This is a genomic window from Candidatus Mancarchaeum acidiphilum (assembly GCF_002214165.1).
In the GTDB taxonomy this organism is placed as follows: Archaea; Micrarchaeota; Micrarchaeia; order Micrarchaeales; family Micrarchaeaceae; genus Mancarchaeum; species Mancarchaeum acidiphilum.
On record NZ_CP019964.1, the window covers coordinates 787,705 to 812,487 of the forward strand.

General features: G+C 39.4%; 32 protein-coding genes and 1 tRNA gene. 18 read left to right on the top strand and 15 right to left on the bottom strand.

The window, feature by feature from the left end; genetic code table 11:
* The first annotated feature begins 9 nt into the window (after nt 1-9).
* A complete protein-coding gene (gene cysS / locus Mia14_RS04110) occupies nt 10-1,464 on the top strand; it encodes a cysteine--tRNA ligase (RefSeq protein WP_157891462.1) in 1,455 nt (484 codons plus the stop codon).
* On the opposite strand, the gene Mia14_RS04115 is transcribed toward cysS, so the two are convergent.
* The 4 genes from Mia14_RS04115 to Mia14_RS04130 are packed head-to-tail and all read right to left on the bottom strand — an operon-like array spanning nt 1,456 to nt 7,531.
* Entirely contained in the window at nt 1,456-1,998 is a 543-nt protein-coding gene (locus tag Mia14_RS04115) for a hypothetical protein (RefSeq protein ID WP_088820403.1), read from the bottom strand. The two genes, cysS and Mia14_RS04115, sit on opposite strands and share 9 nt — an antisense overlap.
* A 12-nt stretch (nt 1,999-2,010) precedes the next feature.
* Complete coding sequence (locus Mia14_RS04120) at nt 2,011-3,069, bottom strand: hypothetical protein (RefSeq protein ID WP_088820405.1); 1,059 nt, start codon at nt 3,067-3,069, stop codon at nt 2,011-2,013.
* An 11-nt stretch (nt 3,070-3,080) separates the two neighbouring features.
* Nucleotides 3,081-6,425 (bottom strand): AAA family ATPase, encoded by a 3,345-nt coding sequence (locus Mia14_RS04125; protein ID WP_088820407.1) that lies wholly within the window; start codon nt 6,423-6,425, stop codon nt 3,081-3,083.
* Between the two features lie 20 nt (nt 6,426-6,445).
* Nucleotides 6,446-7,531: a site-2 protease family protein gene (locus tag Mia14_RS04130; RefSeq protein ID WP_088820408.1), complete on the bottom strand. Its 1,086-nt coding sequence runs from the start codon at nt 7,529-7,531 to the stop codon at nt 6,446-6,448.
* Between the two features lie 146 nt (nt 7,532-7,677).
* Here Mia14_RS04130 and Mia14_RS04135 point away from each other — a divergent pair, with 146 nt between their 5' ends.
* Nucleotides 7,678-8,442: a metallophosphoesterase gene (locus Mia14_RS04135; RefSeq protein ID WP_124216910.1), complete on the top strand. Its 765-nt coding sequence runs from the start codon at nt 7,678-7,680 to the stop codon at nt 8,440-8,442.
* Between the two features lie 10 nt (nt 8,443-8,452).
* Here Mia14_RS04135 and Mia14_RS04140 read toward each other — a convergent pair whose 3' ends face one another.
* From Mia14_RS04140 to amrS, 11 genes are all read right to left on the bottom strand, one after another.
* The gene (locus Mia14_RS04140) at nt 8,453-8,629 is read right to left on the bottom strand and encodes a DNA-directed RNA polymerase subunit K (RefSeq protein ID WP_088820412.1); all 177 of its coding nucleotides are present in this window, start codon (nt 8,627-8,629) and stop codon (nt 8,453-8,455) included.
* 27 nt (nt 8,630-8,656) lie between these two features.
* Nucleotides 8,657-10,102 (bottom strand): NAD(P)/FAD-dependent oxidoreductase, encoded by a 1,446-nt coding sequence (locus Mia14_RS04145; RefSeq protein ID WP_088820413.1) that lies wholly within the window; start codon nt 10,100-10,102, stop codon nt 8,657-8,659.
* A gap of 131 nt (nt 10,103-10,233) precedes the next feature.
* Complete coding sequence (locus tag Mia14_RS04150; protein WP_088820414.1) at nt 10,234-10,959, bottom strand: alanyl-tRNA editing protein; 726 nt, start codon at nt 10,957-10,959, stop codon at nt 10,234-10,236.
* Nucleotides 10,960-10,989: 30 nt separating this feature from the next.
* Nucleotides 10,990-11,062 (bottom strand) — tRNA-Gln (locus Mia14_RS04155).
* Between the two features lie 35 nt (nt 11,063-11,097).
* Nucleotides 11,098-11,235: a hypothetical protein gene (locus tag Mia14_RS05155; protein WP_157891463.1), complete on the bottom strand. Its 138-nt coding sequence runs from the start codon at nt 11,233-11,235 to the stop codon at nt 11,098-11,100.
* Nucleotides 11,236-11,306: 71 nt separating this feature from the next.
* Entirely contained in the window at nt 11,307-11,813 is a 507-nt protein-coding gene (locus Mia14_RS04160; RefSeq protein ID WP_157891464.1) for a nucleotidyl transferase AbiEii/AbiGii toxin family protein, read from the bottom strand.
* Nucleotides 11,814-11,827: 14 nt separating this feature from the next.
* Nucleotides 11,828-12,259, bottom strand: a complete 432-nt coding sequence (locus tag Mia14_RS04165; protein WP_088820418.1) for a type IV toxin-antitoxin system AbiEi family antitoxin domain-containing protein — start codon at nt 12,257-12,259, stop codon at nt 11,828-11,830.
* Nucleotides 12,238-12,420 carry a hypothetical protein gene (locus Mia14_RS04170; RefSeq protein ID WP_088820419.1) on the bottom strand — a complete coding sequence of 61 codons (183 nt, stop codon included), beginning with the start codon at nt 12,418-12,420 and terminating at the stop codon, nt 12,238-12,240. The genes Mia14_RS04165 and Mia14_RS04170 overlap by 22 nt, the downstream gene beginning before the upstream one ends.
* A 149-nt stretch (nt 12,421-12,569) precedes the next feature.
* Nucleotides 12,570-14,030 carry a proline--tRNA ligase gene (gene proS, locus Mia14_RS04175; RefSeq protein ID WP_157891465.1) on the bottom strand — a complete coding sequence of 487 codons (1,461 nt, stop codon included), beginning with the start codon at nt 14,028-14,030 and terminating at the stop codon, nt 12,570-12,572.
* A 10-nt stretch (nt 14,031-14,040) separates the two neighbouring features.
* Entirely contained in the window at nt 14,041-14,634 is a 594-nt protein-coding gene (locus Mia14_RS04180; RefSeq protein WP_088820423.1) for an HAD family hydrolase, read from the bottom strand.
* A gap of 133 nt (nt 14,635-14,767) precedes the next feature.
* Nucleotides 14,768-15,691, bottom strand: coding sequence for an AmmeMemoRadiSam system radical SAM enzyme (amrS, locus tag Mia14_RS04185; RefSeq protein WP_088820425.1), 924 nt, complete (start codon nt 15,689-15,691; stop codon nt 14,768-14,770).
* A gap of 8 nt (nt 15,692-15,699) precedes the next feature.
* Between amrS and Mia14_RS05080 the strand changes: the two genes are divergently transcribed.
* The 16 genes from Mia14_RS05080 (at nt 15,700) to Mia14_RS04255 (ending at nt 24,778) form a co-directional block, all read left to right on the top strand.
* Nucleotides 15,700-15,891, top strand: coding sequence for a hypothetical protein (locus Mia14_RS05080; protein WP_124216911.1), 192 nt, complete (start codon nt 15,700-15,702; stop codon nt 15,889-15,891).
* Between the two features lie 572 nt (nt 15,892-16,463).
* Nucleotides 16,464-16,637 carry a hypothetical protein gene (locus Mia14_RS05160; protein WP_157891466.1) on the top strand — a complete coding sequence of 58 codons (174 nt, stop codon included), beginning with the start codon at nt 16,464-16,466 and terminating at the stop codon, nt 16,635-16,637.
* A 337-nt stretch (nt 16,638-16,974) separates the two neighbouring features.
* Nucleotides 16,975-17,772 (top strand): hypothetical protein, encoded by a 798-nt coding sequence (locus Mia14_RS05200; RefSeq protein WP_232780210.1) that lies wholly within the window; start codon nt 16,975-16,977, stop codon nt 17,770-17,772.
* A 14-nt stretch (nt 17,773-17,786) separates the two neighbouring features.
* Nucleotides 17,787-18,245 (top strand): hypothetical protein, encoded by a 459-nt coding sequence (locus Mia14_RS05205; protein ID WP_232780211.1) that lies wholly within the window; start codon nt 17,787-17,789, stop codon nt 18,243-18,245.
* Nucleotides 18,246-18,298: 53 nt separating this feature from the next.
* On the top strand, nt 18,299-19,174 hold the full coding sequence (locus Mia14_RS04200; RefSeq protein WP_088820428.1) for a hypothetical protein: 876 nt from the start codon (nt 18,299-18,301) through the stop codon (nt 19,172-19,174).
* Nucleotides 19,175-19,183: 9 nt separating this feature from the next.
* Complete coding sequence (locus Mia14_RS04205) at nt 19,184-19,588, top strand: hypothetical protein (protein ID WP_232780212.1); 405 nt, start codon at nt 19,184-19,186, stop codon at nt 19,586-19,588.
* Nucleotides 19,563-19,790: a hypothetical protein gene (locus Mia14_RS04210; RefSeq protein WP_088820429.1), complete on the top strand. Its 228-nt coding sequence runs from the start codon at nt 19,563-19,565 to the stop codon at nt 19,788-19,790. Before Mia14_RS04205 ends, Mia14_RS04210 begins: the two co-directional genes overlap by 26 nt.
* 65 nt (nt 19,791-19,855) lie before the next feature.
* The gene (locus Mia14_RS05165; protein ID WP_157891467.1) at nt 19,856-19,996 is read left to right on the top strand and encodes a hypothetical protein; all 141 of its coding nucleotides are present in this window, start codon (nt 19,856-19,858) and stop codon (nt 19,994-19,996) included.
* Between the two features lie 230 nt (nt 19,997-20,226).
* Nucleotides 20,227-20,868: a hypothetical protein gene (locus tag Mia14_RS05210; protein WP_232780213.1), complete on the top strand. Its 642-nt coding sequence runs from the start codon at nt 20,227-20,229 to the stop codon at nt 20,866-20,868.
* Nucleotides 20,869-20,913: 45 nt separating this feature from the next.
* Nucleotides 20,914-21,441 carry a hypothetical protein gene (locus Mia14_RS04225; RefSeq protein ID WP_088820433.1) on the top strand — a complete coding sequence of 176 codons (528 nt, stop codon included), beginning with the start codon at nt 20,914-20,916 and terminating at the stop codon, nt 21,439-21,441.
* A gap of 12 nt (nt 21,442-21,453) precedes the next feature.
* The gene (locus Mia14_RS04230; protein WP_088820435.1) at nt 21,454-21,714 is read left to right on the top strand and encodes a hypothetical protein; all 261 of its coding nucleotides are present in this window, start codon (nt 21,454-21,456) and stop codon (nt 21,712-21,714) included.
* Between the two features lie 46 nt (nt 21,715-21,760).
* Complete coding sequence (locus Mia14_RS04235; RefSeq protein WP_088820436.1) at nt 21,761-22,390, top strand: hypothetical protein; 630 nt, start codon at nt 21,761-21,763, stop codon at nt 22,388-22,390.
* A 33-nt stretch (nt 22,391-22,423) separates the two neighbouring features.
* Nucleotides 22,424-22,606, top strand: a complete 183-nt coding sequence (locus Mia14_RS04240) for a hypothetical protein (protein ID WP_088820438.1) — start codon at nt 22,424-22,426, stop codon at nt 22,604-22,606.
* A complete protein-coding gene (locus Mia14_RS04245) occupies nt 22,593-22,931 on the top strand; it encodes a hypothetical protein (RefSeq protein ID WP_124216912.1) in 339 nt (112 codons plus the stop codon). The genes Mia14_RS04240 and Mia14_RS04245 overlap by 14 nt, the downstream gene beginning before the upstream one ends.
* Nucleotides 22,932-23,033: 102 nt before the next feature.
* Nucleotides 23,034-23,339 carry a hypothetical protein gene (locus Mia14_RS04250; protein ID WP_124216913.1) on the top strand — a complete coding sequence of 102 codons (306 nt, stop codon included), beginning with the start codon at nt 23,034-23,036 and terminating at the stop codon, nt 23,337-23,339.
* A 41-nt stretch (nt 23,340-23,380) separates the two neighbouring features.
* Nucleotides 23,381-24,778: an AAA family ATPase gene (locus tag Mia14_RS04255; RefSeq protein ID WP_088820443.1), complete on the top strand. Its 1,398-nt coding sequence runs from the start codon at nt 23,381-23,383 to the stop codon at nt 24,776-24,778.
* The last annotated feature ends 5 nt before the right edge of the window (nt 24,779-24,783 follow it).

Consider the following 24,783-nt stretch of genomic DNA (forward strand, 5'->3'; position numbering starts at 1 on the left):
TAAATAGCATTGAAAGTTTATAATACATTAACCAGGTCGGAAGAAGAATTCGTCCCTTTAAATGATAAAACGGTTAACATGTTTGTATGCGGCCAAACCCCATATGATGATGCACACCTGGGCCATGCAAGGAACTATATAATATTCGATGTTGTAGCAAGGTGGCTTAGGCATGAGGGCTACAAAGTAAATTATGTCCAAAACATAACGGATATAGATGACAAGATAATAAACAGGGCGAAAGAGCAAGGCATAACCGCGGAGCAGCTTGAGAGAAGATACGAAAAGAGGTTCCTTGAGGATATGGAGGTAATAGGAGTAAAGAAGGATATAACAAAATATGCAAGGTCACATGACTACATAGAGGCAATACGCCAGCAGATACAGCTTCTCCTGGATAAAGGGTATGCATATTATCTTGACGGCGATATATATTACGATGTTGACAAATTCAAGGATTACACAAAGCTTTCAGGAATGAAGCTCGAGGAGCTCAAGAACCATAGGGTAGAGCCAAAAGAAGGAAAAAAGAACGTATATGATTTTGCTTTGTGGAAAGCGGCAAAGCCAGGGGAGCCGAAATGGGACATTAAGCTTAATATAAATGGCAAGGAAATGGAGTTACAAGGAAGGCCAGGATGGCATATAGAGGATACCGCGATAACCTACACACTTTTTGGTCCTCAATACGATCTCCATGGAGGGGCAAGCGAATTGATATTCCCTCACCATACTAACGAGATTGCACAAGCGGAAGCGGCCTTTGGAAAGAAGCCTTTTGTAAGGTACTGGCTGCATGTTGGAGTATTGAACATAAACAATGTCAAAATGAGCAAGAGCCTTAAAAATTTCATAACTATAAGGGATGCTTTGGCAAAGTACGATCCTGAAGCGTTAAGACTGCTTATGGTGTCGGCAAATTATAGGAAGGAGATAAATTATACAGAAAAGATGATGGAGGATTCGCAGGGAAAACTAAACTACATGTACAACTCGTTCAGCATATTATACAATTACCACAAAATCATAAGCTCTAAAGGTTCCGATGAGAGCAACCTCATTAATGAATTCAAGAAATTTGAAAAAGAGTTTACAGAATTGATGAATGATGATTTCAATACATCTGTTGCATTGATGAAGCTTATTGCAATCCTGACAACGGTAAGGGCTTATTTGGAGAGCCATGATGGTATTACACAGAGCTCAAAAGATAGCTTGATAAAAGGGATACTGGAATATGCAAACATATTTGGTATTCTTGAAAACACTTATTACAAGGAGAGCATACCTGAAGGCTTGGAGGACCTTATGAAGGAGAGGGATAGGTTAAGGAAGAGCAAAAATTATGCTGAAGCTGACAAGATAAGGGAGGATATTAAGCAGAGATATGGTGTTCTCCTCGAGGATACAGAATACGGTACTGTTTGGTATAAGAAAAGAGCACAGGAGAGTACTTCAGCTTGATTGGTTTTCTGTTGCATCAGGAGCATCTTTCTTGTCGCTTTTATCTTCGCCGTTGATTACTTTGCTGCCTACCACTGCCCTGTTTTCTATCGCGGTCTTTATGCCTTTAAGTTCATCTGGCTTCATCACTTTCTCCAGTATGTATTTTGAGTAGTTTACGGATGTTTCAGACAAGTCCATTAGTATTGTCTGCAGCTCAGCACCCGTCAAACGTATTTCGCTTGCAGGCCTTAATATCTCAACACCTGCAGGTGCATAGTTAAATGCGATTTTAAATGCATAGCTTGGTTTTTCGAATAATGTTGTTATCTCTGCCACTGTGCTATAAACATCATCAACTTTAATTGGTTCCTCTATTGCACCATAACAATATATTACGCCTTTTTCTTTTAGGAGCCTGTTGCTTACCAAGTCTATCATCAGGGGCTGGAGCTTGCTGGCATCTTCGCTCTGCATGTCAAAATAAAGCTTTATCAGCATCCCTCCTTTTTCTATTGTTTCGTCCGTAACCTTATCAACTTCTGATTTTGCCATTTAATCACCTAATTATGATTCCCAACTGTGTATAATGGTAGAATTGCAACCGGCAGGGGCAGTGAATTTGCCGCTTATCAACAACTTCAGATATCCTAAATATGGAGCAACGCCTACCACTTTGCCTTCGACCTCACTGCTATTTGGCGGGTAGTTGTCATATTGCATATCAAGTCCTGGATTGTTGTCCCCTTTTGTCAATATGTAGTAATTCCCACTCTGATTTAATATAGCATATGCCCTATGGACTATGAATGAATCACCCTCCTTGTAAAACAAGTCTGAAGGTTCTGTCTGGTACACCACGACACTATTGTTAGCGTCACCTTTTATGGTTTTGTTATTTATCCTTATTGACTCCAAATATGCTTCTTCTCCTTCAGTTCCGTTGTTGTATCTTATGCTTCTAACACCGCAATTGTAGCTTATGGGGTATCCGCTGGTGTTGTTGAGTATCTCATCTCCTGATGATCCCTCTTTGTAAAGCCCTATTGCCCATCCCTCCTCATAATACTGGGATACCTCCAATTGCGTGCCGCTATATTTATAGGCAACACAGGACAATGAATCCGGATATCCCTGGGACATTATATACCCGATCTCGCTTTTAGTGACATTTACCATAGGGGCTTTTATTTGCTTGATATTTGATATTCCTGAAATCGCTATTATATCTCCCCTATGCAGGTAAGGGAGCATGCTGCAGCTTGGCACCACATTGATAGGATAGCGCGTATTCAAGCCGTACATCAATGCAAGCCAAATCACGGCTACGACTATTATAGTTCCGAATATCTCTATAACAACCTTCTTGCTTCCTTCCTCCCTAACACTCTGTTCAAGCTCAAGCCCTATTATCAGAACAAGGAATATAAACGATAGCAACCCCAGTATTATTGATAGATATTCGTACCCGCTGAATACTAGGTACAGTGCTATTGATATGAAAAATGCAATATAGAAAGGCAGCAGCTTTATTCCTTGCTTTTTGGAGGGTTTTTCGGCTGCTTGACTAGGCCTATTGCCTCCTGCCTTGGCATCTTTGTAATCCGCTTTTTTCTTCTTTGACAACAAACCCCCTCTTATTTATTGAGGTTGCTTAATTTGACCGCCACGGATCTTGATTCGTCATTCTGATTTACAAAACCTATTACAGCATCAGCTGATGTTATCAGCGTATCGTTGTGGCTCACCACTATGAATTGTGATCTTTCACTCATTTTCTTAAGCAATAAGGATAGCTTCTTTGAATTATCCTTGTCTAATGCGGAATCGATCTCATCGAATATGTAGAATGATTTAGGATCGCGCATCAGTATAGCAAATAGTAATATTAAAAGATTTAAAGATTTTTCCCCTCCCGATAAGGTTTCTGAATTCGCTTCCCTTCCGCTCTCCTTCTTCACGATTATGTTAAGCCCGGAATTAAAAGGGTCTTTTGGATTCTGCAGCACTAAACGTCCCTCTGTGCCAATTGTGACCTTGTGAAGGGTTGAGAAGTTCTCATTTACTTTGCTAAAGGTTTCATTGAATACTTCGAGCTTCTTGCGCTCTACCTCCTTTATCATTGACATTATTGAATTTTTCTCGCTGTCCAGTGTGTTAAGTTTTAATGCCGCCTCCTCCACCCCCTTACTTTTTTCAAGGTACATTTCAGGGGCTTTTAGGTTTACCTCCCCTAACTTTGAGAGGCTTGATTTGAATTCTGAAAGCTTTCTCTCTAATTCCTCTATGCTGCCCTGCATCTCTTCAATTCCTTCATATGTGGATAGTTCTGCTTTTATATCTGACAGCCTTACATTTGATTCTATGCTCCCCGACTTTAGGTCATTGATTTCCCTGTTCATTTGGTCAATGTGGGATGATATCCTGCCTTTCTCAAATCCTAAATCTTCAATAGTCTTTTCAATACCTGAAAGCTTGTTATAAAGCTCTACACTGTCCTTATCTTGGGCCTTCATTATTGCTTCATTTTCCGCTTTAACCGCTTTCTCATCCTCCAGTTTGCTTTCAAAATCCTTAATCTGTGACTTTTGAAGTGCTATCTTAGATTCAACTTTCTTCAGTTCTTCTGATAGCTCTTGGAGCTTCGTTTTATTTAATGCCACCTCCTTACTCTTTGACGCGTGGTCAACTTTCAGGCTTTCTATCTCTGATCTTAATTTTGGCAGATTCTGTACGCCCGATTTGGCAGGCATGCTTGATTCTTTTTCCTCCATGGATTCCTTTAGCTTCTTTATTTTTAGGTCGATCATTGATTTCTCAGAATCGAGCATTTCAACTTCTTTTGAGAGAGAACTAAGGTTGCTTTTTAATTCGCTTTCTTTTTCTTGTACTGTGCTTGCAGAATTATACTGTTCAAGCAGTTTTTTCTTGGTCTGTATTTCATTATCAATGTTCTCCAACCTTACTTGGTTTTGTGAGATCTGCCTAAAAGTCTCATTTATTAGCTCGTCAAGTTCTGCCTGCCTTGATGAAAGCCCTTTCCTTGTGGTCTCTGTCTCTTCCAGCTCCATTCTAAGCTTTCCTGGGAAAACATTGCTGCTTTTGGAACGCCCTCCTGTCACTATTCCTGAAGGCTCAACCAGCTCGCCATCAAGAGTGACGAATCTATACTTTCCAATCCCCAGCTTCTTTGCTTGCTCTATGTTGTCTATTATATATGTGTTGGAGAATATATATGCAAAAGCCTTTTCAAATTTTGAATCGTACTCTATATGCCTTAAGAGCGGGTCCATCTTGTTCTCCTGCATCGGATAATAGGATATTTCCTCTATAGGTATGAAGGATGCACGCCCCATCATTGCTCTTTTGAGCACCTTTATGGCATTGTTAGCCGTACTTATGTTGTCCACTACAAAGTAATTCATCCTGCTTCCAGAAGCTGTATTTACGGCCTCTGAATACTTTTCATCATACCTGCATAACTCATATGCCCTTCCATAAAATCCTTCCTTGATCACGCTTTTAAGCGTTTCCTCCATGCTGTCTCTTGCCCCTCCGAAGCTTGATAACTGCTCCCTTAGATTTATGCTGCGGATATTTGCCTTGTCTAGTGCACCTCCTATCTCTATCCTCTCTGACTTTAATTGTGATATAGATTTCCCTTCCTTGGATATCTCTGAACTCAGCCTTGCCTTTTCTAAGTCAAGGCGGGACAGATCCTCTTTTATGCTTTGGACGCTTTCTCCTGCTGTGGCAATCTTTGACTGTATTGATGAGTACTCAGATTTTAATTGCTCCAGCCTGACTTTTTTATCCGTATAATCGGAGTTCAATGAATTTAATTTGGCGGATTGCTCTTCGTATTCTTTCTGCAACGTTTTATATTCTTGCATCCCTGCATCATTTGCTGATTCAAGATCCTTGTAATAATTGGACTTTGACTCTATGTCTTTTGATATTGCTGCTAGCTCTGCCGATTCCGCCTCTATTAATGAGGATATCTTTGAGATATCTGATTTATGGCTCTCTAAACTGAGTTCTAGTTCCTTGACTGATTCGTTAAGGTTTGATATGTTTGCCAGGTAAACTGCAATGTTCTTGTTGGCATTTTCTACTGCCGCATTTATCGAGCCAAGCTTGCTGGATTTTAGATTTATCTCTTTTGATATTTCATTATGCTTTGAAGATAAATCAGATATTTTTCCATTCAATGAGTCAAGCGAATCTTTCTCCTTTGAAAGAAGTTCGTTTTTGGCTTTGATTTCCTCATTTATCTTTGACATCCTTGAATCGATCTCCTCAAATCTCCTCTTCAGTACCGTATAATTTATTTTCTTTATTTGTGAGGCAAAATGCTGGTATGCCTCTGCATCGTCTTTCTCTTTTTTGAGTTCGTTCAGGAAGCCAAGCCTTTCGCCAAGCAGTGCTTTTGCAGCGCTTATCTTTTCATCGACCTTTCCAAGCTCTTTCAGTGAATCTTCACGCTTGTCATCGAATTCCTTAATCCCTGCGGCTATATCTATGAGGTATCTCCTTTCTTTTACGCTCAACCCCATAATTTTGTTTATCTCTCCTTGTGTGATGGTATTGGTCTCATTCACAACAGCCCCGTTTCTTGCCAGCATATCTACAATCTCCTGCCGGGTTGCCTTTTTGCCATCCAGCCTGTACTCTATCTTTCCGTCGCTGTCTACAGACCTGTAAATTTCAAAAGAGGAACTCCCTGAGAACGTGATGCTTACAGATGCGGTTTTCTTTGATTTTGAGTTCTCCAGTGAAAGACTATTAAGTAAGTCCTTGGTCTTTGAAACCCTCATTCTTTTAAGGGATGTTTCCCCAAGCGCGAACAGCAGTGAATCGCAGATGTTTGACTTTCCTGCACCATTAGCCCCTACAATACAATTGAAGCCGTTTGTAAACTGTGTAGATGAATTTTTGAAGGACTTAAAATTCCTAATATGAATTTTGTCAATGTAAAGCATCTTTTACCACTGTTCGTGTTTTATTTGGATTGCACACTGCTGATATTTGACATATGCAGGGATATAAATGAATCGAGGTGTTGCCTTGATATTACCCCTACTAATGTCTTTCCTTTTGTGACACCGATTATCGGCAGGTTTGTATTCTGCATTTTATTAAATACATCATAAACCTTTTTATTGTAATCTACCACTGGAAGAGACAACTTATAATACGAGGAACTCTGCTTGTTTGATATATTTAAATTTAAGGCGTTTATGTTAGGCGCTGGGAGCTTTGATATCACTTGATATCCTGCTTTGCTCTTGAAAAGTATTATGTTGGTATGGTACTTTATCACAGCGTCATATATTTCCTTCAGGGATGCGGGCTTTCTGAATAAAATGTAGTTCTTTGAAACGAGTGAACTGATAGATAGGTTCTTGGTGTTTTCCCTTATATAAGCCAATTCCATTTCCGATTTCGCCCCACTGTATATGAACATGGCCATGAATATGTCGATAAATATTATGAACTCCTTGTAAACTATTGTGTAATTGGAAACCGCGGCATACACTAACGTTCCTATTATGAATAGTATTGTTATTGCATTGCTCACCATCACGGTCTTCTTTGTTGCATTTATAAAAGAGTATTTTTTCCTGAAATATCCCCTTAATACTCTTCCGCCATCCAATGGGAACCAAGGTATTATATTGAATACAGCAAGTAGTATGTTAAGGAGGAAGAATATTTGTATGAAGCTCTCAATCTCGCCGCCGGGCATTATGACAGCTACTATGCCGAATGCGAATCCCATTATGAAGCTTGCAATAGGTCCGGCTAATGAAATCCTAAATTCAAGCTCTGGATCAAGTACATCAGAATCTATTAGGGACCCGCCACCTAGGGGGTATAATATTATCTTTTCTACAGGTACATTGTTCCTGTATGCCGTCAATGTGTGCGACATTTCGTGAAGCAGCACGCATGCAAAAAGGATCACAAGCACAAAAAAGAGAGGCACGCTTATTACAAGTGCGAATATCATAAGCAGTACGAATGTCCAATGCAGCTGTATTGGTATGCCTTTGAACTTTCCTATAATTGGGGACCACATTGACATGATAATTCACTAGTTATTTATACTAAAAAATATAAATAGTAAAGGGTACACAAAGTGATATATAACATCTGGCATTCTTGGAATTTAGGTTTTGGCTTGAGAAAACAGCAGTTTTATCAAATATTCAAGGTTATAAATTGCTTCATTTGAACAATATAAAGTTTGTATATGGAAAACCGGCATTGATTGCGAAATCTTACGGGCATAGATGTATGGCCATAGGGGATCTCCACATAGGTTATGAAAACAGACTATTGAAGAAAGGAATACATATATACAATAATATGGATATAATGGCCTCGAGCATCTTGAAGATGTCGGAGGATTATGGGATCCACAGACTAATTTTGCTTGGAGATGTAAAAGATAGCATAATGCGTCCTGGAAGATATGAGTTGGAATCGCTGAAAAGATTCTTTGACCTCCTTAGCCCTTTAGATTTGTCAGTGGTAAATGGCAACCATGATTCATTTTTAAGTGAAATAACCGGAATAGATACAGTGGATGAACTCTTATCGGGGGACTTTGCCTTTCTGCACGGCAATAGGTTCCCTTCGCTTAAAGCAATGGGCAAAAAGGTAATAATCACGGCACACAACCATATAGCGGTTGAGATCAATGAAGGCCACAAGAATTTTTACAAGGAGAAGGCTTGGTTGATATCCAGCATAAACCGTAATAATGCAAAAAAGTTTTATGACGAATTTTCTGCCAGCAAGCTGATAGTTATGCCTGCATTCAACCCTTTTATAATTGGCAGTGCGGTAAATTTCGAATCGGGCAAGGACAAGAAGAACATAAACCCCTTATTCAGCAATGGCATATTCGATTACAATAAGTCATATGTCTATAGCTTAAATGGCATCAAGCTGGGCACGGTCAGCCAGCTAATTGCAAAAAACAATATATGATTAGATATAGTTATTCCCTTATGACTGTTATTGGTATTACATCTTTCTCAAATTCTAGCTGGGCTAGGTCAAGTGAGTTTATCATTCCTTCAGGTACCCTTATCAATGGAGGAGCCCCATAAGCCAGCTGAAGAGCTCTTGCCCCTACTATCCTAGATTTTTCAAATCTTGTATATTCTTTTTCCATAAATTTCACCTTTGCATTGTGGCCTTATCAGACGGGGTTTGGCTTGAACTTCTCCTTTACTCCCTCTATCTCTTTTTTAACGGATTCCCTCCATTTTTCGAAGTTCTCTGGACTGCTTGGATATTCCTCGTATATGCTGTCCAGCTTCTTCATCTTTCCTACTATGTATAGAAGGTTAGAGAATGCTTGTATATTTGATGCACCTTTTAATGCAAACTTGAATTTTGATTTCATGCTGAGTTCTGGCACCTTTCCGTTTGTAAGATCCGTGGCTTCATCAGATGTCAAAAATGTCTTGATCCCATAATTTAATGTATCTACGTTTAACGATTGCAGATAAATCCTGAATGCCTCCAGCCCTGCTGTTTTCTTTCCATACTCCTGGTTGTATTCGGTATTGTAATTCCACAATCCCTTAAGTGATACGTCCCCTCCTTCTAAGGACTTGACTGCATTCTCTCCAGCCAATATGCCTGATATTAGGGCAGGCCCTATCCCTCCTGCACTCAGTGGGTTAGGCATTACCATGCTGTCACCTACTCCCATGTAGCCATTGAATACAAGGCTTTCCATCTGACGCCTTACTGCAACAGACCATATTCCTTTTCCATTATTGTTCTTGTTGAATAGCTTAAGGTCCTTGAATACAGGCACCCATTTCACATATTCGTCTATCAATGTTTGAAGGCTGTCCTTTTTGTTAAGCTTCTGGTTCCTTAAGTCTAAGCTGCTCTTCTGCACGCCTATTCCAATATTTATCTTGTTTCCGCTCTTAGGGAATACCCATCCATATCCCCCCGGAGCTAGCAATGGATTTAAATGTATAAGGGCATTTTTAGGGTCATAGTACCTCGGATCCTCATGGTCAAGCTCAAATTCGTATATGTATCTTCCAGTAGATTCAATATCGTCTATATCTACGAATCTGTCGACATATGGATTTTCAGGCAATCTTCTCCTAAGTACTGTTGACACACCTAATCCATCTATTACTAACTTGGATGAAAATTTCTTTGGCTGCTTGTCCTTGTCCTTACCAAATATACCGACAACGAAATTGTTTTCCATCAATGGACCCTCAACTTCAAAATTTGGCACATAATGGGCACCGTTGTCCACTGCAAACTTCAGAAGCTTTGTCTCAAATTCTGGCCTGTCAAGAGTATATCCTATTCCATCAAATTTGTATTTTGATTCTAAGTCTGGAGAAAGGGCGTATACGCCTTCTACTTGGTAATCCAATTCAGGTTCTGAGAAATGCAATCCCGTACGCTCCGTCACAAAATCAAGGTGGGATTTCGCAACTGCATCACCGCATGTCCATCCCCAATTTGTTTTCTTTCCTACTTCTATTTGGGAATTCCTATCTAATAAGAGGACATTCAATCCTTTTTTAGCGGCTATCCCTGCTGCTAGATTCCCAGCCATACCTGCTCCTGCGACTATTAAATCGTATTTATCATTCGCTTCCATAAAAACACTTATGTTCAAATTTTTATTAACATGTTTCGCTAAAAATGAAAATTTGCGTTAAAATCTATTATTATTTGTTTAAAACTTTTATAAACTTATGTTTTACAGTGTCATTTCAATATTATTATTTATTATTTTTCTTTTAGGGTTATCTCTATCCTTTTATTGTGTGAGCCTTTGTTTTCATATTTGGATAATTCAATTCTTCCTAGCTCTGATGTGTTTTTGACATGTGTACCTCCATCCAATTGGAAATCAAATCCCTTTATGTCTATTATCCTGAAGGTGTCAAGCTTCTTCATAAGCTCCTTTCCTGGTTCTGTCCTAGCCAATTCTGGAACCTTCTCCGCTTCCTCTTTAGTCAGGAACTTTACCTCTACAGGGAGTGCATTGTCTATTACCTGCTGTGACTCCTCGAGAATCTTTAATACCTTGTCTTTATCCAATCCAAGTATATCAAAATCTGCCCTTGCACGGTCATCATATATCTGCCCTCCTGTCATGCTGCCATTGCCCTCTTTAAACACTACTCCGTCTATTATGTGAAGTGCAGTATGGTATTTCATGTGCTGGTACCTTTTATCCCAGTCAATCCTCCCTTTTACAGTAGCACCCTCGGACAGCCCAGAGGTATCGGAAACCTTATGAAATACTCTGTCACCTGATTTAGAAACATCTGATACCGAATAGGATTTTCCATTAAATTCTATAACCCCCGTATCCGAAGGCTGGCCTCCACCAGTTGGATAAAATGCGGTTTTATCCAATTCTACCAATCCCTCACTCTCGTTTAAGGATATTACCTTTGCCTCAAATTCTTTGAGATAAGAATCTGTGAGATACAATTTTTCTGTCAATACATTACCCTTCAATGATTAATGATGCAATAGCCCCGGTCGGATTCGAACCGGCGTATGCGGGTCCAAAGCCCGCAGTCCTTGGCCTCTAGACGACAGGGCTTCATTTAACTACTTATTGCTTTAAAATATTTAAAGCTATATAATTTTAGTCCACTTCTCTATAACGCTTCTTACTTCATCAAATTCCGGCAAGGGCACGAAAAGCAAGTTTTTGAGCTCTTTTTCAAATATACCCCTTTTATTAAGCAAGGATATTTCAAATTTATCTGGCAAAAACCTATCTCCGATATATTCTAACTTTTTATTCACTAAATTTATATCAAACTTTATATTTTTTTCCTTTATTAGATAATATAAGTCAATACATCACGTGCTTTATTCCTGCTTGTTATTGCCCTTATCTTTTCTGCACCCACTTCATCTAAATTTATTCCGTTAAGTACATGTATTGGCAATAGGTATTCAGGAAAATTTAATTTTATAGGCAGGGTTTTGTTTATTAGTTCTTCTCTTTTACTTATTTCTACATATACTACACATCTGCTATTTTGGCTTGTATATAGAGGCCCCTGGGCCATTACCTTGAATGAAAATGATTTCTTATCATTAGTTTCAATTTTTGACTCGTTATAGATTCCAAAAAGATCTAATCTTTCTGAAACTTTATTCATTATATTGCTTGGAAGATCGGATATCGCGGTAAAATCTAAATCTTCAGAAAAACGGGGCAGCCCATTGAAAAACCATAGATAAGTGTCTCCCTTAAAAACTATAGATTCATCATAAAGTGAATTCAATATAGATGCTTGTATATAACGTTTCTCTTCTTGCCATGCCTTTAAGCCTCTCAATTTAGCTATCTCAATTAGTGCGTTTTTTTCAATGATGCAATTACCTTATTTATATTTTTACTCCCATAGCCTTTGTAGTTATTTGCAAGCTCAGTTAACCTCTTTTTATTTAAACTGCCAAGATACTCCTTCAGCTGATCTATCGAATACATACCTAAATATATACCATCGATTATGGCTTTTTCTGGTTCTGCAACGAATGCATAACTCTGCCCTCTCTCTACTCGTTTATACCCATAAAATAATGAAGGAGGTATCTTATGGTAATTTATCCCAAGCTCCTCCAATCTAATTGAGTTTACAGTGGTTACACACTCTATATCCCTTGGGACTTGCTGTATTATATCATGAAAAAGTAAGGCAGATTCGATTGATATATAAGAGGGATTTATTAGCTGGGAGGCTATAGCAAAATTGTCATCCACTAATGAATATTTTCCACGCATAATCCTCTTTGCAAGATTTTTTTAACCATCCGTGCTGCATAGGCATTCCCAAATTTTTTGGATTTGCCTAATATATTTGCTATTTCTGAGGGTGTTATGACTGCACTTCCTGTTTTCAATGCAAAGTTTTTTATTGAATAGAGGTTATTTTCTTTTGCCATTTGTCATCCCCAAATAACTATATAGTTATTCTGGAATGATAAAAATAAAGGCTTGATGTTAATATTAGGCAGTGTAAGGTAAAGAGGGTGCTTTATGCAGTTAACCGTATTTTGAAGCGCTAAGCTTCGCCCTTAATTTTGCAGGGCCTTTAGTAAGACCTTGCAAAATTCACAAAATACTTGGCTTCCTTTCCGCAGTATATGCATTTCTTACCATCCAAGTCATGCTGAGCATCAAAAGGCATATTGGTGGCTTTTGCCTTTGTTTCTTCAGCAATTTTGTCTTCGCATTCGGTTGAGCCACACCAAGGAGCTTGGACAAATCCAGAGTCCTTGCCTATCAAGTCCTTGAACTTTTCGTAATCATAAACCTTGTGTATATGTGATTCCAAAAATTCTTTTGTTTTATTGTATAGGTTTTCGTGGATTTTGTCCAATGTTCCTTTGATCTTGCTCTCTGATTCATCTACGTTAAAGGTAAACTTTTCTCCTGTATCCCTCCTTTTTGCAGTTGCAAACCTTCCCTCGTACTCTTTCTGCCCTATTTCTAATCTTATTGGTATGCCCTTCAATTCATATTCGTTGAATTTCCATCCCGGGGAGTATGCATCGCTGGAATCTACATATACACGAAGGTCTTTCATCTTGGATTTTAGCTCTTCGGCATATTTCAATATTTTCTCCTTGTTGGAATCATTGTAAATTGGTATTATTACCACTTGTATTTCAGCCAATTTGGGTGGTATTACCAATCCCTTGTCATCGCTGTGCATAGCAACCATTATTCCTATCATACGAGTGGATATCGCAAATGTATTTTGGTGTACATATTGGTAATTGCCATTCTTATCGGTGAATTTTATGTCAAAACTTTTTGAGAAGTTCTGGCCATCGTTATGGAAATCCGGGCCTTGTATAGCCCATCCGTCAGGCATAAGCATTTCTATGCTGTAGCTGGCTATAGCTCCTGCGAACTTCTCCTTGTTTGTTTTCTTGCCGGGCACCCCTTCCAAAGCCAATACCTCTTTCAGCACCTTGCTGTAAATTCCAAGTACCTGTTCCCTTTCTTCAAGTGCCTCTTTTTCTGTTGCGAATGCGGTATGCCCCTCATTCCAAAGGAATTCCCTGCTTCTTATGAATGGGGTAGGGTGCTTGAACTCCCACCTAACTACATTGTTCCACTGGTTAAGCCTTAAAGGCAGGTCCCTCCATGATTTAATCCATCTAGAATAACTATCGTACATTATGGTTTCGGATGTGGGCCTTACTGCCAACCTTTCATCGAATGTTGAGTTTCCTGCACCCGTCACCCAAGCGACCTCAGGATTGAATCCTGCTATGTGCTCCTTTTCCTTGTTCAGGAATCTCTCAGGTATAAATAATGGAAAATATGCATCCTTTATGCCCGCTTCCTTAAAAAGCACGTCCGTAGCCTCTCTTATCTTGTCCCATACATAATAGCTGCTAGGCCTAAACACGATTACTCCAGATACCGCACTGTAATCGATAAATTCAGAATTTATCAAAATCTGCGTGTACCACTCCGAGAAATTATCTTTCTTTTTTGCTGTCAATGCCTTGACCTGCTCTTTTTCATTTTCATCTGACATGGCTATCACTTTATACTTTGATTCCATACCTCTTTAGCTGTGGAAGCAATGAATCATAATTCACAAATGTTATTGCTTTTATTCCAAGCTCCTCAGCTGCATACGTATTTACCTTCAAGTTATCTATGAATATTGATTCTTCCGGCTTGATATTAAATTGGTTTATCACATGCTTATATATATTTTGTTCAGGCTTTACCATCCCTAAGTAGCCGGATAGAAAAGCTCTGTCGTAGTGCAGCTTATAAAGATAAAGCTTTCTCGCTAAAAGATACCTGGATATGCTTATATTGCTTAAAATTGCGATTTTGTAACTCTTTGATAGCTTATTTACCAGATTCATCATATTTAAGTCAAGGCTTGATTTTTGATAAAAGATTTTGTTCCAGTCAACATCTCCTTTTATGCCAAGGCCCTTCTTTATCCCGCTATACATATCGTTCAGTTCTATTTCTCCTTTTTCCAAACTTTTGTTAAGAGGTTTGAAAGTGTCAATGACCTTCTTGAAATCTACATTAAACCTCTCACTTAGGTATCTGCAATAATAAGCCTCGTTGAAATCTATTATCACGCCGCCTAAATCAAATATGACCAATTTAATCATTTTAGCACACCATGAGTATTCTCTCCTAAAATTTCAGAAACGTCCCTTTGCCTCTTATAGATACTTATGTAGAAAAATTATTAATGATAAATCGAAATTAGCACTTTAAATAGGTGGTGCATAAACTTAGTATTCAATAAAAAGATTCGATAGCTCTGTGGTATGGGTTCTTTTTGTAAGTACCTTCTATTGGAATCTTACAGCCGCATTTCTTGCATCTGTTATCATTATCGAGATCCCACCTGGTTATCCCAAAGCCGTTCCTCCTTATAACTTCCTCTCCGCAGTTTGGGCAGTAAGTGCTTTCGTGTTCGTTTCCAGGAACGTTCCCTATGTATACGAACCTCAGCCCGTTCTTCTTCGCTATCTCATAATGCTCTTCCAAGCTCTTTAAGCTGGTATAAGGGTAATTGTACATCTTGTAATCCGGGTAGAACCTTGTAAACTGTATCGGCGTGTCCCTGCCAATGTTGCCTGCGATCCACTTTGTCAACGAATCTGCTGCCTCCAATGAGTCTCCGACTTTTGGGACTATCAAATCGGTTATCTCTATGTGTATACCAGCTTTACTCAAGTTTAACAAAGTCTCTTTTATGGGTTCTTCTTTTGGGACTGTTTCGTACTTGTTCATGAATTTCTGATCGCCATTTCCCTTAAAGTCAACAACCACTGCATCTATCTTTCCCTTTATCGCTTCCACTGCCTCCTTTGTCATATAGCCATTGCTTACGAATACGGTAAACAATCCGTTCTTCTTGGCCAAATCGGCAACATCCAGCGCATATTCTATAAAGATGGTGGGCTCGTTATAAGTAAATGCAATACCGTCAACTTTGTTGGCAATTGCCATATCAACCAAGCTTTCGGGGCTTACATAATCCTGGTTTATCTCTTTTTCCTTGGATATCGCATGATTCTGGCAGAATGCACAATCAAAATTGCATGAATCTGTCCCGACTCCTAGCACCCAGCTGCCTGGCATGAAGTGGTTGAAGGGCTTCTTTTCTATAGGGTCTATCTGCATCGCTGATAAAGAATCAGGATACCAATAAGGCATACGCAGAGGTGTCAAATAATGACAACATACTTCTCAAAGGAATGAGCAAATCAACATTCTTTCAGAGCGTAAACTATTTACAGAACCTTGGATTAATCACCTTAATAAAGAAAAAGATTGGCAGATACTATACAATGGAGTCGCAAATATTATTATCAGACGAATCAATAGTATCTGCGGAGCTAAGAAAAAGAATTTGAAAGAAATAAGTTTTTATGATATAACATTTATATAAATAAATTTAAGAGTACATCCTAAATTCCGCTTCGACTCAAATTCACCCCGACTTCGCTCCGCTCAGCCACCCCTCTTTGAGCCTCCGCTATTTACTATGTGCCCTCCGCTCGCCTGCACGCCGAGCACAGGACCCCATGCTTCGCCTCCAATCAAAATTCACCCCGTCTTGCTTACGCAATCCACCCCTCTTTTGATTTACGGCTCGCACTCTTTCTCCGAAAGAGCCCCTCCTTTGCTACGCTCATCTGGGGTGGTGTCCTGTGCTCGCCGCTCGTGGTGTATGTGTGGTGCTACACACCATCGCTTCGCTTGGTGTTCCACACCACCCACCGCTGACGCTTACACCACTCGGTCCTGCTTCGCAGGACTTCCGGCTCGCTTCGGGCACATTATTCTCTCCTGCGGAGTGCAATATAGGGGAGGGGGCTTAAGGGGATGCTTGACCGCACAATGTCGCTTCGCTTAGTGCGGATAAATTGCTTATTTATCGATCATAAATTCTAAATATAAAAATCAAATATATGAAGGATGCTCAATGGATAAGAAAGATGTTGAAAACTTGATGAATGCGATTAAAATGACAGTGAACGTAGTTAAAAATGAATTTGATGTATTGGAGGGGATTGATAAAAAAGACCCAAAGAAAACACTTGACAGTATTAGCAAAGCCATAGATGATTTCTTAACCGATTTAAAGGGATTTAAATGAATCTTAAAATAGATTGGATATAATCTATTATTTTCTTACGAATTTTACATTTACGTTTGGTACAAACCAAGAAGGAGTTCCCACGTCGATTTCATTTAGTTCAAATTTTCTTTGTCTGGTCTTCCTATCAACATTTTTAGTATATCCTCTTACGTATGTTCCATCTCTTCTTTTGTACGGCTTTACCCAAGCCTTATTAATCCACATTATAATATCATATCAAAATGATTAAAAACATTTTCTATTTTAGTATTCACTTAAAACATTAATCAAATCCCGACCGGTCCATTTAAACTATTAATCGAATACTTCTTATGCCATTACTCGTTATGCTATCATGACCATTCAGCCCAAGTATCAGGATCTTCTTCTTGATGAGGATGTGCGGAGATGGTTTGAAAATTTAAGGGCAAAGTCAGTTTTGACTGCAACGGTGGCATTGAGAAACCTCGGTCATTATTGCGAAATGACAGGAACAACGCCCAAGCAGATTCTCGAAAAGGCAAGGAAAAACGAGAAGGATTTCCGCTATGAATTTTCTGATTTTGTAAGGGAAATGGAGAGTAAAGGAAAAGCGGGCTCATACATTGCAAGGTTCAAGAAGGTTATTCTGTCATGGCTGAAGTTTAACGGTATCCGTTTACAGTTAGCCGTTAACATATCCGGAGAGAACGAAACGCCGACGATAGCAAATGAGAGAGTGCCCAGCAAGGAAGAGCTTGCAAGAATATTGAGAAAAGCGACATCGCGAGGAAGGGTTATCATAGCATTAATGGCATTTTCAGGGCTAAGACCGGAATCGCTTGGAGATTACGAGGGCACTGATGGATTGCGATTGGGAGATTTAAAGGAGTTAAAACTATCAGACGAGATACAGTTCGACAAGATCCCTGTTACTGTAATGGTGAAGAGCAAGCTTAGCAAGGCAAGGCATCAGTATTTCTCATTCATAGGTGAGGAGGGAGCAACATACATAAAGGAATACCTCGAAGAGAGGAGGAAACAGGGAGAGGAACTGACCTATGATTCGCCGCTGTTGCAGTTCGATGTCCGAGGAATAAAGAAGAATGCATTCCTAAGGACAACGCTCGTTACAAGGGATGTCAGAGATGCAATATACGGGGCAGCGTATTAAGGGCGTATTTCTCAATGGCACTTGACATAGCAGAGAGCAAGGGCTTAATATCGCATCCTTGGAGGCAGTTCATAATGGGGCACAAGGGCGATATCGAAGCCAGATACAGCACGAACAAGAGACTGCCTCCGGACATGATCGAGGAGATGCGCGAATCGTACAAGAAATGCTTAAAGTACCTCGAAACAAGGATAACAGAGCCATCGGAGATCGATGCAAAAATATACCTACAACAGCAACTGCTTCTCGCAGTGGGCTACAAACAGGATGAAATCGATATGATGAACCTTGCTGAGATGGACAACGATGCATTCCAGAAACTTCTTCGCGACAAGGTTGCTGGCGCAATGTCAGGCAACGGCTCAAAGCAGAGGCTCGTGCCTGTAGATGAAATAGAAAAATTCCTCAGTCAAGGCTACGAGTTTCAGGCAGTTTTGCCCAACGGAAAGGCTATAATGAAAATGCCGTTTTAATTGTTAAAATATCATAGTAAAGTATATATATATATAATTTTGATCTAATTATTATGGGTAGCCGTAAAAATGAATTAATAATGAGCGGAGCTGTGATAGTAAGCAAAGATGGAAACGTTTTGAAAACAAAGATTAATAACTACAAAACACCGATAAAAGTGTCACCAAAGATTCCAACCCCCAACGTTATCGCCAACAGTGGCTTGAAAAATATGTCTCTGATTTTCTCAGATAAGACACAGGGTTACCACATGGCATTCCGGGAAATGAATTATGACATCACAGAAAAGCAGGTAGTTCAGTCAGGAAAAGCATATTCATTATATTTTGAGATAACAGATGATGAAGACACGACATATTTGGAAGGAAATATAATCCCTCTCGAAAGCAATAAAGGCGTTTTATTTTTATCGGTTAATGTTTCTCCCAAGAATCCAGAAAATGTTGACCTTTTTTCCCTTCCCATAGTCATTCGTTATAAAGGAAGCTTTCTGTCCATAATAAAAGACTTGAGTTCCATCATAAGTAATTTGAAAAAAGATGCGTCGACGAAACGAAACAGAATTTATGGAAAAATGGTGTCTCTTCTTGAAGCTTTTCCTGACATATATGCAAATAATCGAAATCGATTAGATATCATAAATAATCTAGAACTATCGTTCAAAGTTACCCTTATGGATTTTAATTTTACATGTTGTCTCGAAAATGCATTAAGTTTGACCGATTGTGTGCTTAGTGTTCCAGATATTGAAGAAATATGTGCTGAATGTTTGGTTTTACCCGATTGCTTGGCAGCTTGCTTTGACTTCCTAACACTCCCTGCATGTCTTGTCTGTTTTAGTCTTGATGTTCTTGCTTGCGCCTATTGTGTATATAAAGCAGGAGAATGCACTGAAGATGCAATAAAAGTGATTGACTGCTGCAAGTAAAGTGACTTTATGATTATAACCAGCAAGAGAAAGTTTTATGAATCCATACTTTCATATAGCATAGCTTGGATTTTCTTATATCTGTCAGTATTCCTATCACAGCACATAAAATATGATGGAAACTTTACATCCGCAATACCTATATTATTTCCTCTGGTATTTGCCATGGTAGCCATAGGGGTCTCCATTTTGTTTATTCTTGGAAAGGAATATCCGTGGTTCTTTAGAACTGGAATTATGAGTCTTGCTATCGGAGTAACCCTATTCATTTTCGGGATAATAACGTATTATTCTGGTGTTGAATCTCTACTCTGGGGAGGGTCAGTAGGAATAGGCGTTTTGTTTGTAATTGCAGCAATTGTTAGATTAACTATACAAGGTGGCTTAAGTGCATACAGAAAAGCAAAGAATTAGAGCAGTATTTCTTTTGAGCTTTGGAACTGTATTTCTTATTTCAGGTATTGCGGGTCTATTATCGTTATCCATTTCCTATAACATTAAATCTTTTGGAACAGTAATTGCATCGTTATCTGTTATTGCTGGAGCGTATTTTCTCCTCAATGCGTATTTTGTTTGGAACAACACAGCGACTAGAGGATTGGGAGAAGACACATGAATCCGTACAGATATCACATCATCCTTGTGACCATTGTATCTTTTGTTGTTCTGATAATCAATATTATGGCTTATTTAGCAAAGGACGAGACCAATTATCTCTATCTTTTTGACATGGCTTATGTAGTTGGAAATAGTGCTCATTTTATAGCCTTATCCATCTCCTCAAATGGCATAAATATTGAAGATGAAAAGAAGGTAAAATAGCTTTGTATTCCGGATTCTATAATAGAATTATAATCTGCCCAACGGAAAGGCTATAATGAAAATGCCTTTTTAGATATTCTTTCAAAATGTAATCAAAATATGCATCAAGGTAATATTAACTACGATATTATCTTTGCTTAGTAAGTTCCATAAACTAATTGAAACATTGAATTTGTCAAGTTTTCTCACATACTGGAAAAATTTATATATAATATTTTCATTCATAATTTATGACCTGCAGTAATTGTTTTGATGCAAATGGTAGAAAAATAACAAGAATAAGTGTGCCACATAAGGAGGAATATACAGAGGGGAAACTAAAAATAACGGAAGGTGTGACAATTGTTCATTACAAAGAGGGCCCAGGGACGATCCTAAATTGGAAACAAATAATTGAGGGCAATACCTCCTCCATTGCAGACATAACTTATATTATACAATATAATGGTAAAAATATTACAAACAAGTTTAAAACCAAATACATTGACACAATAAATGGCAAGAAACTTGTTCACGTTGACGGAACTGGATTGGGCTCTAATGGGAAAGTAAACGTAACTAACAAGGATATTGCTCTTTCAAATGTAAAATCAGATCCAAACGCCATTGAATGTCTTATTTGTCATGCTCTTGGAACCGTGCTTTGTACACTTCTTGCAGAGGGTGTATCAGAGGACTTAGCTTGTGAAGAGGCATCTGGCATCGTATGCTTAGAATTCATAGAGGATCCTATTGTTTATGTCGTTTGTTTTGGGGTTGTCGCATCAATTTGCGATGTTGTTCTACAAACAGTAATAGATATTGGTGTTCATGTTGCATGCGACCTTGGTGCAGACTACATATGCGAGAAGGCGATTGGATGTTCTTTATGAAGGCTTAAATAAATATTCCTTCCTATAATTTCAGGTGATAGGTAAATGAGATATAGATTAATCTATTTAAGCATTGGCATTGCAATAATGGTCATTGACATATTACTTGCTCTCAAGTATCCAAAAATATTGATCTATAGCCTATGGGGTTCCTTCCTAGGTTTCTTCATTCCTTTTGGTATAGGATTTTCGACCCTACTCTACGGAGCATTTAAGGCCAAGGATTATGGGATAAATCCGGTAATTGGAACAATAGGCTCAGGAGGCTTCACCAGAGTGATTAGGCAGAACAGGATTCAGGGCACAAGAACTTGGAAGACTGACCATGATATACTTTCTGAACTTCCTGGGGCCCTAAAATCCCCTGACGGGAAAACAGTTGAATACAGCAGTTTGTTCATAAGAAAGCCCTATGGATCAACAAAATACACGAAAAGACTAAACGAAGCGGCCAATAAGTATATTGCAGGGGAAATAGATGAGGAAGGATTTTATAACTATGTCGGAAAGCGTGGACCCAAGGAGGAACAGATGCTTGAATTTATCAAAAAATTCAAGAATGATTATAGGTGAGGTGATGACAAAATGGTTAAATTTCATCCTATAAACAAAACAATGACTGTTGGAACCTTTATGTTCATAGGTTCCATGATAATAATCGCACTGGGAGCTTTGTTTCATTACCTGCACTACTCTGCTTCAATTTACCTTTCATTCTTCTTTTATGGTCTAGGAATATTCTTCCTTTCAGCGATAATATTGTTCATCGGAACTCTGCTGGCAGCAAAAAGTGGCAAGTTGCAGAAAAGGGCAAGCGACATTTTCAACAATAGAAAATCGAAATAAAGATAGGCTGATATTTTAACATAAACGATTAAGTTGTTCAAATTTCATGATCTTTGACACCCCTATTGATTATTTTTACCCTCCTGACAGGCGAGCGGAAGCGGTTCTAAGGGCAATACAGGACAGGGAGCGCAAATTCCAGCACACGTTCACTAGCGATCTGTACATGGCATTATCAAACATTCCAAAGGAAAAGATTCACTCCTCAAACCAGCTCAAGCACGAATGGATAGACAAAAGAATCGATATGCTTGCAAACATGAATTTCATAGAGAGGCTCGAAGATGAAACTGATAAAAGAAGGATAGAGATCAGAACCAAGCCTGAGGAGATCTATACCTACATGATTGGCAGAGACCCCATGCTTTTCTGGAATCTTATTGAGAATGATTATTTCTATTTCATAGTCAGATTCGCTCAGACCGGAGGCAACGTTTTATGCCCGAAGTGCCAGAGGGAATCAAGTATATCAATCAATTCCACTAAGAAAAAGACCGCCAGATACCCTATTAGCGATGATATGCACATAGATGTGATATTTACCCATCTGATTATATCGTTCAATTGTGAATGCTGTTATTCCTACAATGACGAGATTGATATGGTTGATCCTGCAACCATGGAGGATTTTCTGAGGCTTATGGATGCTTCCAATAACCGTCGTAATCCCCGCTAAATCGACGTATTACCCATCACGCAATATTATATTGTGGAAAAGGCAGACGTTGACATAACAAAGGTAAAATCAACATTCGCCAGCAAATTCCCAGAGCACCCGTTAACAAAAATACTGATTTCAGAGCCGGATTACTTAACGGCAGAAGAATTCCTCGCAAAGGTACAGACATGGCTTGCCTTTTTCAACGGAGATGGAGAAGATGGAAAGAACTGAAAGGATTGTTTTGAGAGGAGAGGAAGAGCCTCAGGTAATAAGGTATGTGATGGCAGACCCTCAGAAGAAGGGCACGCTCGAAAGGCTCCAGGAAACCGTTATCGAGAAAACGGTTAACCAGTACGAGCTTGAGGACCGCAGGCAGATAGATTCGGTGATGAGATTCATGGAACGCAATCCGGACATAAGCTATGTTGAATATGAATCGAATCCTGTTTTCCGGATAGATCGGACGATAACAAAGCTCGGTCTCATATTTAGGCGTGAGGAGGCAACAATATCGGCAACGATAACACCGAACAGAAGATTCAGGGCCCAGAGGTAAAGCATGGACGAAGATACATTAATCCTGACATTTTTGGTATCAGCCCCTGCTTTTTTCATAACGAGTTTGCTATGGCCCGGACTATTTCAGCATCTCATATCCATGGCGACCTCAGGCAACATTTTTTACGAGATTATTGGCATTGCAGGCATCGCTTATGCAGTCATCGGTGCTGTCATAATCATAATATTCGCATTCACACTGCTGATTTACATACTAGTATTCGGAGTTATCTTTTTCTTCCCTGCTTACCTCATATACACAATGCTTGGCTTAGAATATTCACTGATCCTAGTTGCAGTTCTATGCACCATCGCAATACTCTATTTCTTGGAGACACACACGGTCAGCGTGGAGCACTATACGATTGTTGTAAACCCGCACAGGCGATACATAATTAAAAGGTAGCCAAATACGATTAAATATCTGGAAAACAAAAGAGCAGGATTATGAAGGAAACTGGCTTCTCTGACTTTGTAAACGCAAGGAAGATCCTCTCAAAGCCGATAATAGAACTACCAATAAGAAATCAGGAGAGGCTTTTCTATAACCCATTTTCAAGGCTAAAGAGGTTCGCAGGGCATTCAGCGTTGGCCTATGCCATTGTTCCCGATATGGAAAAGGGAAAGTTCAGGAGGGAGGAATGCTCAGCAAGAGCCATTGATTTAAGGGATTACATAGAGCACAAGGGAAACAGGAATGTGTCCATAACAGGTGTATCAGGGCAGGGAAAGAGCTATCTCACGATACATTTACTATCGAAGTTCAGCGAGAAGCAGAGGATCATATTCTCGTTCAAGCCCGATGACCATGAAGTCCATCTTGGAATACCAGTAATAGATGCAAAGCAGTGCTTACCGAATCCGTTCAGGGACATAAATGCCTTCTCAGAGGCTTACATGACCGCATTTTTCAGTGAGAAGACAAGCACAGGAATACAGCTACAGCAGACACCAGCTTTTCTGCAGGAAATAGCCTCCCAGAGCAACGACTGGAAGACATTCATGAAAATGATATCCGAAAAAAGAAAATCAGCCTCGAAGAACCAGATCGAAACGCTCAACGCAATAGAGCAGAATGTGAAATCGCTCATAATCGATGACATGGGAAGCGTGGAAATAGGCAGTGAAAGCATTGTGTTTGATTTCTCAACATTACCGACGAAGCAGTCCCAGAACTTCTATGCCGAGCTTATGCTAAGGCAGATCTACAGGGAGATGGAGGAACGCAAAAGAAAGGATGTTTTGATATGCATAGACGAGGCTCACAGGCTTACGAAATCCTATCATACTATTCTTGATGTAATGAGCCGTGAGATAAGGGACAAGGGAATGCTCTGGATAATAACGCAGAACCTTATCGATATCCTACCTGAAATGAGGGCAAAGGAAGGCCTGAATGAATATGACAAAGAGTCTCTAGGGCTATTGTCTGCACTGCTTGTTAGGGACTACAGGAGTGACGCAAGGATCGGAATAAAGGCCCTGGAAATTCTTGGCAGAAGCAATAAATGGGATGATGACTTGATCAAAACAGCACTGAAACAGGCTTATGTGGAGGTGGAAGGCGAAACGCTCAAGAACCTTGGAGACCGGGACCTGCTGATACTGGCAGCATTGGTCAAAAATCAGGATACCAACAGGGCGTATTCCGAAGTCTCGGCATCCAGTCATTTGTTGCTCAGAGGTGTTAGCAAGTCAACGTTCTTCCAGAGCGTCAACTATTTGCAAAACCTTGGCCTCATCACACTGATCAAGAAGAAGATAGGCAGATATTACACAATGGAGTCACAAATATTATTATCGGATGCTTCTATTGTATCTGGAGAGCTTAGGAAGAGACTCTGAGAATG